General features: G+C 65.7%; 16 protein-coding genes and 1 pseudogene. 14 read left to right on the forward strand and 3 right to left on the reverse strand.

The features are described 5' to 3' along the window. The first annotated feature begins 78 nt into the window (after nucleotides 1-78). The 4 genes from J7E83_RS05665 (at nucleotide 79) to J7E83_RS05680 (ending at nucleotide 3,793) form a co-directional block, all read left to right on the forward strand. Complete coding sequence (locus J7E83_RS05665; RefSeq protein WP_214959857.1) at nucleotides 79-1,008, forward strand: ACP S-malonyltransferase; 930 nt, start codon at nucleotides 79-81, stop codon at nucleotides 1,006-1,008. After that, nucleotides 1,005-2,066, forward strand: coding sequence for a beta-ketoacyl-ACP synthase III (locus J7E83_RS05670; RefSeq protein WP_214959859.1), 1,062 nt, complete (start codon nucleotides 1,005-1,007; stop codon nucleotides 2,064-2,066). Before J7E83_RS05665 ends, J7E83_RS05670 begins: the two co-directional genes overlap by 4 nt. Nucleotides 2,067-2,148: 82 nt before the next feature. Further along, a complete protein-coding gene (locus J7E83_RS05675) occupies nucleotides 2,149-2,394 on the forward strand; it encodes an acyl carrier protein (protein WP_214959861.1) in 246 nt (81 codons plus the stop codon). Between the two features lie 163 nt (nucleotides 2,395-2,557). Beyond that, entirely contained in the window at nucleotides 2,558-3,793 is a 1,236-nt protein-coding gene (locus tag J7E83_RS05680) for a beta-ketoacyl synthase (RefSeq protein WP_214959864.1), read from the forward strand. A 163-nt stretch (nucleotides 3,794-3,956) separates the two neighbouring features. Here the strand turns inward: J7E83_RS05680 and J7E83_RS05685 are convergent, their stop codons facing one another. Next, a complete protein-coding gene (locus J7E83_RS05685; protein WP_214959866.1) occupies nucleotides 3,957-4,460 on the reverse strand; it encodes a DUF3145 domain-containing protein in 504 nt (167 codons plus the stop codon). Between the two features lie 395 nt (nucleotides 4,461-4,855). On the opposite strand from J7E83_RS05685, the gene J7E83_RS05690 reads away from it, so the two are divergent. Further along, nucleotides 4,856-5,752, forward strand: coding sequence for an SDR family NAD(P)-dependent oxidoreductase (locus J7E83_RS05690; RefSeq protein ID WP_214959868.1), 897 nt, complete (start codon nucleotides 4,856-4,858; stop codon nucleotides 5,750-5,752). Between the two features lie 21 nt (nucleotides 5,753-5,773). On the opposite strand, the gene J7E83_RS05695 is transcribed toward J7E83_RS05690, so the two are convergent. Next, nucleotides 5,774-6,700, reverse strand: coding sequence for a tyrosine recombinase XerC (locus J7E83_RS05695; protein WP_214959870.1), 927 nt, complete (start codon nucleotides 6,698-6,700; stop codon nucleotides 5,774-5,776). A 77-nt stretch (nucleotides 6,701-6,777) separates the two neighbouring features. Next, nucleotides 6,778-7,257, reverse strand: a pseudogene (locus J7E83_RS05700) (DNA-processing protein DprA); the annotation flags it as partial. Nucleotides 7,258-7,302: 45 nt separating this feature from the next. On the opposite strand from J7E83_RS05700, the gene J7E83_RS21060 reads away from it, so the two are divergent. The 9 genes from J7E83_RS21060 (at nucleotide 7,303) to J7E83_RS05740 (ending at nucleotide 13,878) form a co-directional block, all read left to right on the forward strand. After that, the gene (locus J7E83_RS21060) at nucleotides 7,303-8,718 is read left to right on the forward strand and encodes a recombinase family protein (RefSeq protein ID WP_214959872.1); all 1,416 of its coding nucleotides are present in this window, start codon (nucleotides 7,303-7,305) and stop codon (nucleotides 8,716-8,718) included. Nucleotides 8,719-10,044: 1,326 nt separating this feature from the next. Next, on the forward strand, nucleotides 10,045-10,833 hold the full coding sequence (locus J7E83_RS05710) for a hypothetical protein (protein ID WP_214959873.1): 789 nt from the start codon (nucleotides 10,045-10,047) through the stop codon (nucleotides 10,831-10,833). Between the two features lie 68 nt (nucleotides 10,834-10,901). Next, nucleotides 10,902-11,681, forward strand: coding sequence for a hypothetical protein (locus J7E83_RS05715; RefSeq protein ID WP_214959875.1), 780 nt, complete (start codon nucleotides 10,902-10,904; stop codon nucleotides 11,679-11,681). Nucleotides 11,682-11,684: 3 nt separating this feature from the next. Beyond that, a complete protein-coding gene (locus tag J7E83_RS21365; RefSeq protein WP_285289311.1) occupies nucleotides 11,685-11,810 on the forward strand; it encodes a hypothetical protein in 126 nt (41 codons plus the stop codon). A 5-nt stretch (nucleotides 11,811-11,815) separates the two neighbouring features. Continuing rightward, nucleotides 11,816-12,061, forward strand: a complete 246-nt coding sequence (locus tag J7E83_RS05720; protein WP_214959877.1) for a hypothetical protein — start codon at nucleotides 11,816-11,818, stop codon at nucleotides 12,059-12,061. Between the two features lie 97 nt (nucleotides 12,062-12,158). After that, nucleotides 12,159-12,551 carry a hypothetical protein gene (locus J7E83_RS05725; RefSeq protein ID WP_214959878.1) on the forward strand — a complete coding sequence of 131 codons (393 nt, stop codon included), beginning with the start codon at nucleotides 12,159-12,161 and terminating at the stop codon, nucleotides 12,549-12,551. Further along, nucleotides 12,551-12,853, forward strand: a complete 303-nt coding sequence (locus J7E83_RS05730) for an HNH endonuclease (protein WP_214959879.1) — start codon at nucleotides 12,551-12,553, stop codon at nucleotides 12,851-12,853. The genes J7E83_RS05725 and J7E83_RS05730 overlap by 1 nt, the downstream gene beginning before the upstream one ends. Nucleotides 12,854-13,005: 152 nt before the next feature. Further along, nucleotides 13,006-13,401, forward strand: a complete 396-nt coding sequence (locus J7E83_RS05735; RefSeq protein ID WP_214959881.1) for a hypothetical protein — start codon at nucleotides 13,006-13,008, stop codon at nucleotides 13,399-13,401. A 171-nt stretch (nucleotides 13,402-13,572) separates the two neighbouring features. Further along, on the forward strand, nucleotides 13,573-13,878 hold the full coding sequence (locus J7E83_RS05740; RefSeq protein ID WP_214959883.1) for a hypothetical protein: 306 nt from the start codon (nucleotides 13,573-13,575) through the stop codon (nucleotides 13,876-13,878). The last annotated feature ends 527 nt before the right edge of the window (nucleotides 13,879-14,405 follow it).

A 14,405-nucleotide genomic window follows, 5' to 3' on the forward strand; every position in this document is an offset into this window, starting at 1 on the left:
GACTTCCTACAACCTGATCCCATGAGCTTGGTGCAGTGAAACACCGCTGATCGCACACTAATTTGGAAAGCTGGACATGTGCTTGCAATAGTCTGCCCTGGACAGGGCTCACAGACCCCGGGTTTTCTGGCCCCCTGGCTGGAACTGCCATCGGTAGCAGGCCAGCTGGCCTCCCTGAGCGAGATAGCAGGCATCGACCTGACCGCCCACGGGACCACCTCCGACGCGGAGACCATCAAGGACACCGCCGTCGCGCAGCCGCTCATTGTTGCGGCCGGCCTCGTAACCGCGAGTTCGTTGTTCGACGTCGAGCTCAGCTCGCTTCCAGTCGTCCTTGCCGGGCACTCGGTCGGTGAGATCACGGCGTCCGCCCTCGCGGAGGTCCTCACCGAGCAGGAGGCCATGACCTTCGTACGGGAGCGGGCCAACGGCATGGCCGCTGCTGCTGCCGTGGCCCCTACCGGCATGAGCGCCGTGGTGGGCGGGGACCCGGCCGAAGTCCTGGCCGCCATCGAGGCCTCCGGCGCAACGCCGGCCAATGTCAATGGTGCGGGCCAGACCGTGGCCGCGGGAACCTTTGAACAGCTTCAGTCGCTGGCAGACAATCCTCCCGCCAAAGCACGGGTCATTCCCCTCAAGGTGGCCGGCGCCTTCCACACCGCCCATATGTCACCCGCAGTCAGCGCCCTCGAGGCACTGCAGCCGGAGCTCAAGCCGCAGAAGCCGCAGGTTCCCCTGCTCTCCAACTTCGACGGCCGCGAGGTCATCGACGGCGCTGCTGCCGTGGACAGCCTGATAGCCCAGGTGTCCCGCCCCGTCCGCTGGGACCTCTGCATGGAAACGCTGGTTCAGCGCGGCGTCACCGGTGTCATCGAACTGGCTCCGGCCGGCACCCTGGCCGGCCTCGCCAAGCGCGGGATGCCGGGCGTAAAGACGGTCGCCGTCAAAACCCCGGCCGACCTCGCTGCAGCCCTGGCACTCTTCGCAGAATTGGAGGGCAACGCATGAGCGTTCCCACACTGAAACAGGCCCCCGTCAACGAGCACACCCGGGTCCTCGGAATCGGCGCTTACCGCCCGGATATCATCGTGACCAATGACGATGTCTGCCAGTGGATCGATTCCTCAGACGAATGGATCCGCCAGCGCACCGGAATCGTCACGCGCCATCGCGCCCCGGCCGATGTCAGCGTCATCGACATGGCCGAAGGTGCGGCGCGGGAGGCACTGCTGAAGGCAGGAATCGAGGCTTCCCAGCTGGGGGCCGTCATCGTCTCCACGGTCACCCACCCCTACGCCACGCCGTCGGCGGCCGCCAGCCTCGCTGACCGCCTCGGAGCCACTCCCGCTCCGGCCTTTGACATCTCGGCAGCCTGCGCCGGGTACTGCTACGGCATCGCCCAGGGCGACGCACTTGTCCGCTCCGGCGCAGCCGACTACGTCCTGGTGGTGGGCGCGGAGAAGCTTTCCGACGTGATCGACAACCATGAGCGGACCATTTCGTTCCTTCTCGGCGACGGCGCCGGCGCCGTAGTGATCGGCCCCTCCGACGCCCCTGGAATCGGCCCCTCGGTATGGGGTTCGGATGGCAGCAAATGGGATGCGATCGGCATGACACGCTCCATGCTTGACGTCCGGGACCTCAGTGCCTCCGCCCGCCAGGCCGACGAATCAGATGACCTGGCCATTATCTCGGCGGCGCAGGACCTCTGGCCCACCCTCCGTCAGGACGGACAGACCGTCTTCCGCTGGGCCGTGTGGGAAATGGCCAAGGTGGCCCAGCAAGCCCTCGACGCCGCCGGAATCCGCGCCGAGGACCTTGTCGCCTTCATCCCCCACCAGGCCAACATGCGCATCATCGATGAAATGGTCAAGAAGCTTCAGCTTCCAGAGACCGTCACCGTTGCCCGGGACATCGCCGACGCTGGAAACACCTCGGCTGCCTCCATCCCCCTCGCCACCCACCGCCTGCTCCAGGAGAACCCTGGGCTCAGCGGCGGCCTCGCCCTCCAGATCGGCTTCGGCGCCGGCCTGGTGTTCGGTGCCCAGGTAATCGTCCTTCCCTAGGAACGCCCCAATCCAGCCCGCATCCGCGGTCTGCACCGTTTCCGGCAGCCCCTGCCGGCAATAACAAGAAAAGGAGCCATCAATGGCTAGCAACGAAGAGATCCTGGCCGGTTTGGCTGAAATCGTCAACGAAGAGACCGGCCTGGCCCCTGAGGCTGTGGAGTCGGACAAGTCCTTCACCGAGGACCTGGACATCGACTCCATCTCCATGATGACCATCGTGGTCAACGCTGAAGAGAAGTTCGGCGTGCGCATCCCCGATGAAGAGGTCAAGAACCTCAAGACCGTAGGAGACGCCGTCAGCTTCATCGCCGGCGCCCAGGCCTGACCAAGGCTCCAGCCACTTACGGCTGGCTGGACTGCCGGTCCGGTTCTTTTCACCGGACCGGCAGTCCACCGCATCCACACCGGCAGTCAGATGCCGCACACCCCTCACGCGGGACCGCCGGAGACAACCGGACACGGCCTGCCCACCGACAGAGAGTAATCCCATGACACGCAAAGTAGTCATTACCGGTCTGGGTGCCACCACGCCCATCGGCGGAGACGTACCCACTATGTGGAGGAACGCGCTTAAGGGGGTCTCCGGTGCCCGCACCCTGGAGGATGACTGGGTTTCCAAGTATGAGCTTCCCGTCCACTTCGCGGCACGTTGCAGCACTCCCGCCCTCGAGGTCCTGGGCCGGGTTGAGGCCAAGCGGATGGATCCGTCAACCCAGTTCGGCGTGATCGCCTCCCGCGAGGCTTGGGCAGACTCCGGTATCACAGAGATCGACCACGACCGCCTGGCTGTCGCCTTCGCTACCGGCATCGGAGGCGTCTGGACCCTCCTGGACGCGTGGGACACCCTGAAGGAAAAGGGACCCAGGCGTGTTCTTCCCATGACGGTGCCCATGCTGATGCCCAACGGCGTAGCAGCGGCGGTCAGCCTCGACCTTGGCGCCCGTGCCGGTGCCCACACCCCCGTCTCCGCCTGCGCCTCCGGAACCGAAGCCCTGCACCTTGGCCTGGATATGATCCGGTCGGGCAAAGCTGACGTTGTCATGTGCGGCGGCGCCGAGGCGGCTATCCACCCCATGCCCCTCGCGGCGTTCGCATCCATGCAGGCCCTCTCTCGCCGGAACGACGATCCGCAGGGCGCCTCGCGTCCTTACGATCGTGACCGCGATGGCTTTGTCATGGGCGAAGGCGCCGGTGCCCTGGTCCTCGAGGCCGAGGAACACGCCCTGGCCCGCGGCGCCCGCATTTACGGCGAGCTCGCCGGTACGTCCGTCACCGCAGACGCGTACCACATCACGGCCCCGGACCCCGCGGGCCTCGGCGCAACCCGGGCGCTGAAGGCTGCGATGTTCGACGGCCGGATCCAGGCTGAAGACGTTGTGCACGTCAATGCCCACGCAACATCCACTCCCGTGGGCGACAAACCCGAGTACACTGCGCTGCGTGCCGCCCTGGGCACCCATATCGATCATGTGGCAGTCTCTGCCACCAAGTCGCAGATGGGCCACCTCCTGGGTGCCTCAGGCGCCGTGGAGGCGGTCCTCACCGTACTCGCGGTTTATGAACGCAAGGCTCCGGTCACCATCAACCTCGAAAACCAGGATCCGGAGATCCCGCTCGACGTCGTCACCTCTGCCCGCGACCTGCCCGCCGGCAACATCGTGGCGCTGAGCAACTCGTTCGGCTTCGGCGGGCACAACGCCGTCATCGCTGTGCGGAGCATCTAGCACTCCACCTGAAAGAGGAGGCACCGCCAGTGGCGGTGCCTCCTCTTTTGCTATGGGGTCTTGCTGTGTGCGGACGCCAGACGACAAGGCGCCGAAGGGTGGGGATAGCCGACGGCTGGACGGTCGACGGATGGACCATCGACGGCTGAACGGTCGACGGCGGTCAGCCCACCTGGTGCAGCCAGCGCACGGGAGCGCCCTCGGCAGCATGCCGGAAGGGCTCGAGCTCTTCGTCCCAGGCCTCTCCGAGTGCCAGGGACAGCTCGTGGTAGACGGCAGAGGGATCGCCGGCGCCGGACTCGTAGGCGTAACGGATCCTGTCCTCTGACACCATGATGTTGCCGTGGACGTCCGTCACGGCATGGAAGATGCCCAGCTCGGGCGTGTGGGACCAGCGGCCTCCGTCCACGCCCTGGCTCGGTTCCTCGGTGACCTCGTAGCGGAGATGTGCCCAGCCGCGGAGTGCCGATGCCAGCTGCGATCCCGTGCCTGGAATACCCGTCCAGGAGAGCTCGGCCCGGAACATTCCGGGCGCGGCAGGCTGAGGGGTCCACTCAAGATCCGTCCGCTTGTCCACGACGGATCCGATGGCCCACTCGACATGCGGGCACAGTGCGGTAGGGGCCGAGTGCACGAACAACACACCGCGGGTCATTGCAGCAGACATTCCATCCTCCATAGCTGTAGGTACGTCTTCCCCAACGACCTCTGCCTGGATGGAACTGTCCTGTGCCGTCTCCCTCACGGCGCCGATTCCCTGCCTGATTATTAAGCTGTGTCCGGACTTGCCGTGACGCGCGAAGCGATTGAGCTTCAAGCGACACTTGAAAGTTGCCGGACGTGACTCTTATTGTGCCGTACACCGCCTAATTACGCCAGTGCAATTCACCATATCAACGTGCGGGTACGCATTTCTGCCTCACGGGCGCGGGACTCTGTGGGACGCTGTCTACAGAAATGGCTCCGGATGTACCATGACTGCATGACGGGCTCACGGATTCTGCGTTTCGGATCACCCCTGATCATCAATGCTTTCAAGGCCGGGCGATAACCGTGCCCTCAATGGATAGACGCGTGGCGCTCGTCACCGGCGCGACCGGAGGCCTTGGGAAGGCGATCGCTGCAGCGCTGGCGCGCGGAGGCGCGAACGTCGTGGTCGTTGGACGGTCGCAGGAGCGGGCCGAAGATGCGATGCGTGACATCCGGGCGGCCATCCCGGCCGCAAAGCTGGAGCCACTTGCCTGCGACCTCTCAAGCCAGGCATCAATCCGCAACGCGGGCCACGAGTTCCTTTCCCGCCACGACAAGCTGGACGTAATGGTCAACGCTGCAGGCGTGTTCCGAAAGGAACGTCACGAGACTGCCGACGGTCTCGAGCTTACGTTCGCCACAAACGTGATGGGCTACTTCCTACTCACGAACGTGCTCCTGGACCCCCTCAAGATAGCCGCAGCGCGAGGCGCAGACTCCGAAGTCCCCAATGTCCCGGCAGGCCCATTGAAGGCGTCGCGGATCGTGAACATCGCGTCCAGGTACTCGAATGGACCCTGGGCCACGAAGCTCGACTTCGACGACCTCCAGACTGCCAAGGCCAAATACAGCTTCATGCGGGCGACGCCCCCTACGATGCTTGCCCGCGTTCTTTTAACCCAAGAGCTCGCTGAGCGACTGCGCGGGTCAGGCGTGGTGGTGAACGCCGTCCACCCGGGGCTCGTCAAGCACACGGCACTGCTCCAGGACGTGGGCGGCCCGTTCCGCCTGATGACGAATACGTTCGGTGCGTCCGCCGAGAAGGGCGCCGACACCCCTGTGTGGCTCGCGACCTCCCCGGACGCGGCGGCGGTCACGGGTAAGTTCTGGGCGAAGCGCAAGGAACTGCCGACACCTGGCATGGGTTCGGATCCGGAGGCACGGAAGCGGTTGTGGGAGGAGTGCACGCGGCTGTCCCTGCCAGCATGACCCGGTTCCCACGCCCCCTCGTCAGGCCCGTGGGTGTGCCTGCTGGTAGCTCTTCCTGAGCCGGTCCACTGATACGTGGGTGTAGATTTGGGTGGTGGCCAAGCTGCTGTGCCCTAGAATTTCCTGGACCGCCCGCAGGTCCGCACCCCCGTCCAGCAGGTGCGTGGCTGCCGAGTGGCGGAGGGCATGCGGTCCTGTGGCGGAGGTGTCCCCCAGGGCCTCCAGCAGGTCCTTCACGACCGCCCGGACCTGGCGCTGGTCCACCCTGTTGCCCCGGGAGCCCAGGAACAGGGCGGGCCCGCTGCGCTCCTTGGCCAGCACGGGCCTTCCGCGGCGGAGCCAGTCGTCGACGGCGACGGCAGCGGGGACACCATAGGGAACGGTGCGTTCCTTATTGCCCTTGCCCACCACGCGGAGGGTGCGACGGTCCGGGTTGAGGTCATCCACGTCCATCCCTGCGAGTTCCCCAACCCGCAGGCCGGTGGCATACAGGAGCTCCACCATGGCACGGTTCCGGACAGCCAACGGCGAGCCGTCAGCCGCTGCCCTCTCCAGGCCGCCCAGCAGCCTGGCGATCTGCTGAGACTGCAGCACCCCGGGAAGTGACTTTTCCGTCCGCGGGGCACGGAGCCGCAAGGCAGGGTCGGTGTGGATGATCTCCTCCCGCATAGCCCATGCGGTGAAGGACCGCGCTGTGGCCGACCTCCGGGCCAGTGTGGAGCGGGACATCCCGGCCTGGCTCTGTGCCCCAAGCCAGCGCCGCAACGTCCCCAGCTCAAGTCCGGGAAGATCGGTGATGTCTTCGGAGGCGGCGTACTCCAAGAGGCTTCGAAGGTCCGAGATGTAGGCCCGCATGGTGTGGGCTGACCTTGCGCGTTCGCCTTCGAGGTACCTGCCAAAACTGCCGATTGCTTCTTCCAGCGCCGGGGGCAGTTTCTGATTCTCCACGTTCCTACTTTCCCAGCATTCGGCCCATAATCAGGGACGGACACAGTAAACTGCGGTGAATCCGGCGCCCATTCATATCAGCAGGATTCCTTGGCCCGCTTCCATCCTCCCCTCTCGGCGGCGGCAAGCCCCAGCAGCCCCAGCCTGCCCAGTCCCGCGCGCACTGATTCCGGACTCAGCCCGGCGACAGCACAGAGTTTATCCACGGAACTTGTGGTCCTCAGCGGGAGGGCATCGAGAAGGATCAGGTCCTCCAAGGTCAGCCCGTCGTGATCGGCCGAGCGACTCGCTCTGGGCTCGACGAGTGCTTCCCCGCTGGGCGAGGCCAGCTCAGCGACTTCGGCGGCGTCAGTGACGCAGACGGCGCCTCCCTCCCGGAGCAGCCGGTGGCAGCCTGCCGAATTGGCGCTGTGAACGGAGCCCGGAACGGCGCCCACCGCCCGCCCGAGGGTTTCCGCATGATGGGCCGTATTCAACGCTCCGGAGCGCCAGCGGGCTTCCACCACCACCGTCACTGCTGACAGGGCCGCGATGAGTCTGTTCCGCTGGCAGAAACGTAGAATACATGAGTCGTGTAAACGACGCCGAGAAGAGGAGCGCCAGTGACCACCGCCGCCATATATGCCCGCCAGTCGGAAGACGTCAAAGAGGGCATCGCCAATCAGCGCAAGCGCTGTCGCGCCCTGATCGAGGCCCGAGGCTGGACGGTCGCTCGCGAGTATCAGGACAACGACACGTCCGCCGCCAAGGAGCGCGGCCCCGGCACCGCATGGCATCAGATGCTCGGCGACCTTCGTCACGGCTCCCTCGACGTCGTCGTAGCCGTCGACCTCGACCGACTCCTCCGTTCAACCCGCGACCTGATCGCCATTACCGAATCCGGCGCCCGCGTGCTGACCGTCGACGGCGAGATTGACCTCACGACAGCCGACGGCGAGTTCCGCGCGACCATGCTCGCCGGTATCGCCCGCTTCGAGGTCCGCCGCAAGTCCGAGCGCCAGAAGCGAGCCAACGAAGCCCGCACGGCCAAGGGCCGCCCCGTTCCCGGCCGTCGCCGTTTCGGCTATGAAACCGACGGCATCACGCCGCGAGAGTCCGAGGCTGTGGCCGTCCGGCGCATGTTCGATCACGTCGCCACCGGCGGCTCCGTCCGCTCTCTCGCAATGACGCTCAGCGCTGAGGGATATACCACCGTCACCGGCCGTCCATGGACCGCCGTGCGAGTACGCGACGTCCTGCTAAATCCACATTACGCGGGAAAGGTCACCTACCTTGGCGAAGTGATCGCCTCCGATGTCGTTACACCGATTGTCGAGGAGTCCCTGGCCTCCGAAGTCGCCGCGATCCTCCGTGACCCGTCCCGCACGACGAGCCCCGGCCCGAAGCCTAAGCACCTGCTCAGCGGCCTGTCCAACTGCGGCGTGTGCGGCGCCCCGATCTTCTACATGCGGACCTACCTTTGCCGCGTATCGGCGGGCCACACGTCCATCACAAAGGACCGTCTAGAGGCCCGCGTCCGCGACGAGCTCGCCAAGACGTTTATCGCAGGAGGCCCCGGCCTCTTCCCGGCGTCAGGCAACGGCACCAACGTCGCCGCCCTGATCGCCGCCCACGAGAAGAACGCCGCCGACGTGGCCGCCGTGCTCGCCGACCGCGAGGACGGGCTCGTGCCGCCGAAGGTGGCCCGCGAGAAACTGATCGAACTGAAGGCCGCCCGCGAGGCTATCGAGGCCGCACTCGAACGCGCCCGCACCGAGAAGGGCGCCGCCTCGGCATTGCTCGAAATTGCCCAAGGGCTCCTAGTCCAGCCCACGGCGACCATGCACGAGTTCGCCGAGATGAAGGCGACCGTCCTCGAACGCTTCGACGCCCTCGACCTCGACCGTCAGCGCGAGATTATCCGCGCCCTCTTCTACATCGAGATCCGTCCCGGCCGCGACATTTCCCGCGTCTGGATCGAGCACAAGCTCGCGACCCACCTGAACCCCGACGCCGAGGAGGCGAGTTACGACGACTGAACCCAACCACGCCCGCGACCGCATCCACGGCGGCGGCCAGCCCTTCGAGGGCAGCTATCAACCCGACGCCGAGGACTTCCGCCGCTGGCTCCTAGTGGACGCCGAGCGCGTCGTCCGCGCCGAGGAGGAGCGCCTCGACCCGCACCCCGACGATTGACCGCGTGTAAACACCCTGAAAGGCCCTGCCAGCAACGGCGGGGCCTTTTTCGTGGCGCCAAGCGGCCCCCCGCTCCAGCGCTACTGGTCACATCTCACACTGTGTTGTTGAGCAGATCGGGCTCGCGGGGCAACCTCCTACCTAGGAGCACACGCCGAGGCGGCCGGTGCGGCGCCGAGCGGGAAACGTCCACGCCGACGACCGGGCGAAGCATGACGATATGACGGTTCTAACGTCATGCTCTATCTCCCCTAAAAGACTCTCTCTCTTATACCCCCTATAGGGGATGACGTTCGTTTCGTCATATCGTCATGCCCTGCCATTCCGCCGCCCACGGCCTCCTCCTCAGTTAGAAAAACTTCGCCGAGGAGTGAGCAAAACAGGCCCCCTGGCTCCCTCTCTCTATGTACCCACCTTTGCCGTTTCGCTCGGTGCCTCACGGCCAGCACGGCCTCAAACCGGATAGCCGCCTTCTGGCGATGCTCGGCTATCTCCCTCTCTCGGCGGCCCTTTCGAGGGGCGTACCGCCGCCGAGACGACGGGCGTGAGCTCCGCACCGTGGCCGCGTTAGATGCTCCGCCCGTCACCAACTTCCCGACCGCTCGCGGGTAACCGAGCGGCATTTTTCAGTCCTATTTCTGTGACACCGAGAAAGGAGCGACGCCGTGCTCTGTACCGTATGCCGAACAAGCAAGCTGGCCGGACGTCAGGAACTGTGTTCCGACCGATGCCGCCAGCGCCGTAGCCGCGCCCTACGCGCCGATCGCGTCAAGCGTGCCCGAGAGATCCTTGACCGGCAGAGCGTGGCGCTCGCTTCCGGCGCCGATCCGGCGCTCGTAGCCGCGCTCGCGAGAGACGCCAAGCGCCTTCTCGACGGCGTGTAAACGCATCGCCGAGGCGGGCGAGCCGCCCCTTCCCGGCCAACTTCCCGGCGTATGGGCCGAGAGAGGCCCGAAGGGTGGTCCAAACCGGTCACGATGACGAAACTACGTCATGTCTCTATTACTCCCTAAGAGTCTCTCTCTCTTTACAAAGTAATCAGTAATGACGAAGAAACGTCATCGTGACCAGTTTGCGCCACCCACCGCATATACCCCGCAAACCGGCCGCCACCGGCCCCCGCTACCGGCGTCCCCGCCGCCAACCCCTACTACCCGAAAGCATCGCCAGTGCTACCCTACGAACTTGCCCTAGCCGCCCTCCGAGACGGCCGCCGCTACGCCAAACGGGCCGAACAGCCCGTCAGGCTGAAGACCTACTCCGGCGCCTCGCTGGAGATCCCCGGCCCGCTCCTCCTCGCCGAGGTCTACGCCCTGCCGTGGCTCCGCTCCGGCGTCGATGCCTACCGCTCCGGCTCGGCGCTCCTGACCCGCCCGCTCGAAAGTGGCCTAAAACCCCTGGCCCTTCATCAAGGCGCCCTCTCCGACGAGCTTCTAGCCGCCCTCCAGCGGCTCCCAGAGCTCGCTACGACCCAAGCCGGCCGTCCTTATCGCAACCTCCGGCTCTACCTGACCGAGGCGACGCCCGCCGCCCGCACGGCCTACCTCGCCCAGGTCGTCGCCCACCTTCGGCGTCTCCTGCCCGTCTACCGCCCGCCAGCCTCCGAAGAGGAACGGACCCCGGCGAAGACCGACGCCGAACGCAAAGCCGCCAGCCGCGAGCGCGTCCGACAAGCCGAAGAGGCGTCAGCCCGCGAGTGGCTCAAAGGCTTCCTCACCGGCTGGGACGGCGACGTCGACACCCCCGCCCCCGGCTCCCGCTGGATCGCCTCCGAGCTCTACGAGACGGCCGCCGAGGTTATCGGCGACTACGTCGAAGACGAAGAGGAACGCGAGGACGGCGGACTCTACGCCGTACCCCGGCAACGAGTCTTCTACGCCGTCGCCGACGAGCTCCTCGGCGCCCGCCGACGCGGCGCGAAAGGCTCCGCAATGCTCTACCTGATCCCCGGCGCGTAGCGCCCCATAAGCCTCCGGCCCGCCCCGGCCGGAACCCAAGAAAACACCCCTCGAAAGGACCCCACACAATGAACGCAATGATCTCCGACCGCACCGAGCGCAAAATGACCGCCTACGACAGTAGCGGTATCGCCAAGTACGTTTTCGAGAGCGACGAGGCGCCTGCATGGCTCGTAGCTTCCGTTCCCGGCGCCGCTGAGGCCCGCGAGGCATGGCTGGCCGCCAACGAGCGAGGTCGCGAACTGACCCGCGCTAAGAGGGCCACCGAGAAAGCCGCCCCGGCTACGAAGTTGACGAAGATCCAGAATGGCGTCGGCGTTACCGCTGGCCCTGCACACGGCGTCACTTACGCCGAATGGGAATCAGGACAGTTTGCTATCCGCGAGGCCGAGAACGCCGTCGCTGCTCAGGCCCGCCGCTCCCTCGCGGCGCTGAAGAAGTACGACGGGGCTGTCTACGGCAACACACTCACGGCGGACGAGCTCCGCCAGTGCGCCGCTGAGCACGCGCTGAAGAAGCATGAAGAAGCCGTCGTCGCTTGGGAAGCCTTGAAGGCCATTCTCGGCGAACGTGACGCCGCACGGAACGCCGCTGGTCGTCCCGGTGCTCACTGGGCTACCCGCTCCAAAGCGGTAACTGGCGAGCTCGGTTCCGAAGCTAAGAGCGAGCGTATCCTCGACGCGCGTATCGAATCCTTCGACGTCGAAGCCGTGCGGCTTGCCTCGACCGGCGAGAAAGTTATGTCTGCCGCCGAGATCCTGGCCGCAGAAACGAAGGCCCTCGAAGACGCCTTCAAGGCCGGAGCCGTCGCCGCCCGCAAGCGTGGCCGCGCTCAGGGATTCAACTAGAACATGAGCGACGCAATCGCCCGAGGGCTCACGCAAGGCATGACCGGCGCCGCGCTCCTGAGCTACGCCATAGGCCAGCTTGACGCCCGCGTTACCGCAACAACCAACCCCACCGACAAAAGGAAGTAACCCTAATGGCCGACGTATACAACATCGTCAACGAGATCGTCTCTAAGGAAATCCGCAAGCGCGACGAACTCCCCGAGGACTACCGAGAGGCTGACGCGGGTACTCGCCGTCACGTCGAGCGCATGGCCGAAGAGAGCGGCGACACTCCGGAGAACGTCTGGAAGACAATCCGTGCCCGGCACGCGCAGGACAAGGCCAACGGCGACGGCGGGTTCGACGCCGCCGCGATCGCCAAGGCATCCCGCCAATAATCCTGGCCTCACCTAGAACCCGCCTCGAAGGGCGCTGAGAATCCACGCTCTCGGCGCCCTTCGGCGCACCCCGCCCCCGCACAGAAAGCCCCGACCCATGGAACGTCAGCCCCACCACAAGCCCCGCACGCGCACCGAGTGGCGCAACGCTTACCGAGACATCGTGCGCTCGAAGATGAGACACGCCCGCGCCTTCGTCGAGACCTGCCCTGAAAATACACCGAAGGGAATCCGCCAGCCGATGCAACTCAGCGAGTGGCTGGCCGCTTCGCCCGAGGAGCGCGATCAGGTAGCTTACGAAAACATGAGAGCCGAGGCGCTCGCTATCGTCGGCGAGCCGCCCGCGCCTTTGCCCGCTGGCAAGAACGTACTGACAATGTCCGAGCTTCAGCGCCGCATCCTCCGCGTTCCTGATTCTCAGCGCGGCGAGCTCTTCGATCAGTTGACAAAGCAGTACGCGATTATCGAAGACGCGGGAGTACCGGCGTAATGGCTTGGAACACAAGCAACCGCCGCGACCGTCTGCCCCGCGACTGGCATATCCGCCGTGCTCGTGTCCTCCGGCGTGACGGCTACGGGTGTCAGGCCCTCGACTCTCTCGGCGCTAAGTGCGGCGAGCCAGCGACGGACGTCGACCACGTCAACCCCGGCGACGACCACGGCTACGGCAACCTTCAAGCCTTGTGCCGCTGGCATCACGCACGCAAGAGCTCAGCCGAAGGCGCCGCCGCTCGGCGTCCGCGACCGACCCAACGCCGAGAGGCCGAGCGTCACCCCGGCATGCTCGCTTAGCTCGGCGACCGCCTAGACCCTGGCCTACCCCTCCCCCTACCCCCTTGCTCCTCTGTCGAAGGGGCATAGCGCCTAACAACGCGCGCAAGTCTGAGGGTTTTTCAAAAAATCGCACTTTTCCCAGCTTTTCATCCTTGAACGGAGGACCAACCTTGACCGAATCACAGCCACAGCACCGCAAACTCCGATCCGCCGCCGAGCTCAGAGAGCAAGCCCGCGCCACTCGTGCCGAATCCTCGAAGACCGGCGCCAAGACCGGCAACGCGAACGCCCGGGGCGATCACCACCGAACCATTCAGGCCGTGCGCCCGCCCGCGTCATCTTGGGTCACCCGCGCAACCGCCGACGTCGCGGCCCTGAGGAAAGACCCGAGCCCCCTCGGTCGCCGCTACGCCGCCGCTATCTCGGCGCCTCGCCCCGGCCAGCGGCTTCCGTACATCGACAAGCCCTACATCTACAGCGACGCCGACGGAGTAACCCGCTACGTCGCTACTCTCAGCCAAGCCAAACGAGGCGTCGACCTCGCCCACCTCCAGAGCGGCCGCTAGTGCACCGCTCGCGGCGCTTCCCTGGCCTCAGCCCCGGCGAAGGCCGCGCCCGCGAGGCCATAAAAATCAACGCCGTGTAATCGCCCTTGGCCTCGGCGCCGTGAGCATATCCGGCGCCGTGGCTCTCTTACATCCTGTAGTCCCGCCACCGCGCCACGAAGGAGCAACCCTATGAACTTCAACGAACCCGACCTCATGTTCGCCCTCGGTGTTCTGGAGCGTGACGGCAAGTTCCACCGTCCCCGCACGGCACCCGACGGCCGACGCCGGACGGTAGTCGAGGCGATCCTTGGCAAACGCGACGCCGACAAGCTCGCGGCCTTCCTCGGCGTCGAGGCGCGAGCGAACGGCTCGAAGTATAGCGTCCGCGTCCGTGGCACTAACGCCGAGGAACTCCTCACGGAGCTCATGCCCCGGCTCTCCGAGAGCTCGCAGGGCTTCGCCGTGGCCGCCATGACCCGAGGCCCGCAGAAGTAGACGCCGAACACCCCCGCTAGTCACCCCACACCTACAAAGGAGCTCCACGCATTGAAGCCCGCAACTTTCAACCACTACACCGGCCCGATTCTCCAGTCCTTCGACGACGACGGCGCCCTCGAATCTCAAACTTGCGTCCGTTGCCGCGTCGAGCGACGTGCTTGCAGATTCTCCCGGCGTGGTGCCTCGCCTACCGGTCGTGGAATCGTCTGTGATTCCTGCAAGCGGCGCCAGCGTGCCGCCGCCCGCAAGGCCGCATATCTCGCGGCGAACAGCACGAAGCGCGATGAATCCCGCAAACCGAACGGCTAGAAGCCGCCCAGACAAAAGGCCCCTCTCCGAGCCCAGGAATTGATTCCTAGGCCGCGAGAGGGGCCTTTCTGCGTTAATCAGCGGGGCTTACAGAGCTGCTCCGCGAGCGCCCGCAACAGCCTCCACCAAGGCCGCAAATTCCACGTCACTTATGGCGTCGCCGAGGATCGCGTCGAGCTCCGTTGCTACGGCATAGACCTGTTCCTGAATCACTG

The organism is Arthrobacter sp. ISL-48, from assembly GCF_018613805.1.
Classification (GTDB): Bacteria; Actinomycetota; Actinomycetes; order Actinomycetales; family Micrococcaceae; genus Arthrobacter.

Excerpts from the sequence above, each read along its gene's own strand:
- J7E83_RS05730 (WP_214959879.1), top strand. The coding sequence starts at position 12,551 with ATGGCTTGGAACACAAGCAACCGCCGCGACCGTCTGCCCCGCGACTGG.
- J7E83_RS05720 (WP_214959877.1), top strand. The coding sequence starts at position 11,816 with ATGGCCGACGTATACAACATCGTCAACGAGATCGTCTCTAAGGAAATC.
- J7E83_RS05675 (WP_214959861.1), top strand. The coding sequence starts at position 2,149 with ATGGCTAGCAACGAAGAGATCCTGGCCGGTTTGGCTGAAATCGTCAAC.
- J7E83_RS05690 (WP_214959868.1), top strand. The coding sequence starts at position 4,856 with ATGGATAGACGCGTGGCGCTCGTCACCGGCGCGACCGGAGGCCTTGGG.
- J7E83_RS05715 (WP_214959875.1), top strand. The coding sequence starts at position 10,902 with ATGAACGCAATGATCTCCGACCGCACCGAGCGCAAAATGACCGCCTAC.
- J7E83_RS05680 (WP_214959864.1), top strand. The coding sequence starts at position 2,558 with ATGACACGCAAAGTAGTCATTACCGGTCTGGGTGCCACCACGCCCATC.
- J7E83_RS21365 (WP_285289311.1), top strand. The coding sequence starts at position 11,685 with ATGAGCGACGCAATCGCCCGAGGGCTCACGCAAGGCATGACCGGCGCC.
- J7E83_RS05725 (WP_214959878.1), top strand. The coding sequence starts at position 12,159 with ATGGAACGTCAGCCCCACCACAAGCCCCGCACGCGCACCGAGTGGCGC.
- J7E83_RS05670 (WP_214959859.1), top strand. The coding sequence starts at position 1,005 with ATGAGCGTTCCCACACTGAAACAGGCCCCCGTCAACGAGCACACCCGG.
- J7E83_RS05685 (WP_214959866.1), bottom strand. The coding sequence starts at position 4,460 with ATGTCTGCTGCAATGACCCGCGGTGTGTTGTTCGTGCACTCGGCCCCT.
- J7E83_RS05740 (WP_214959883.1), top strand. The coding sequence starts at position 13,573 with ATGAACTTCAACGAACCCGACCTCATGTTCGCCCTCGGTGTTCTGGAG.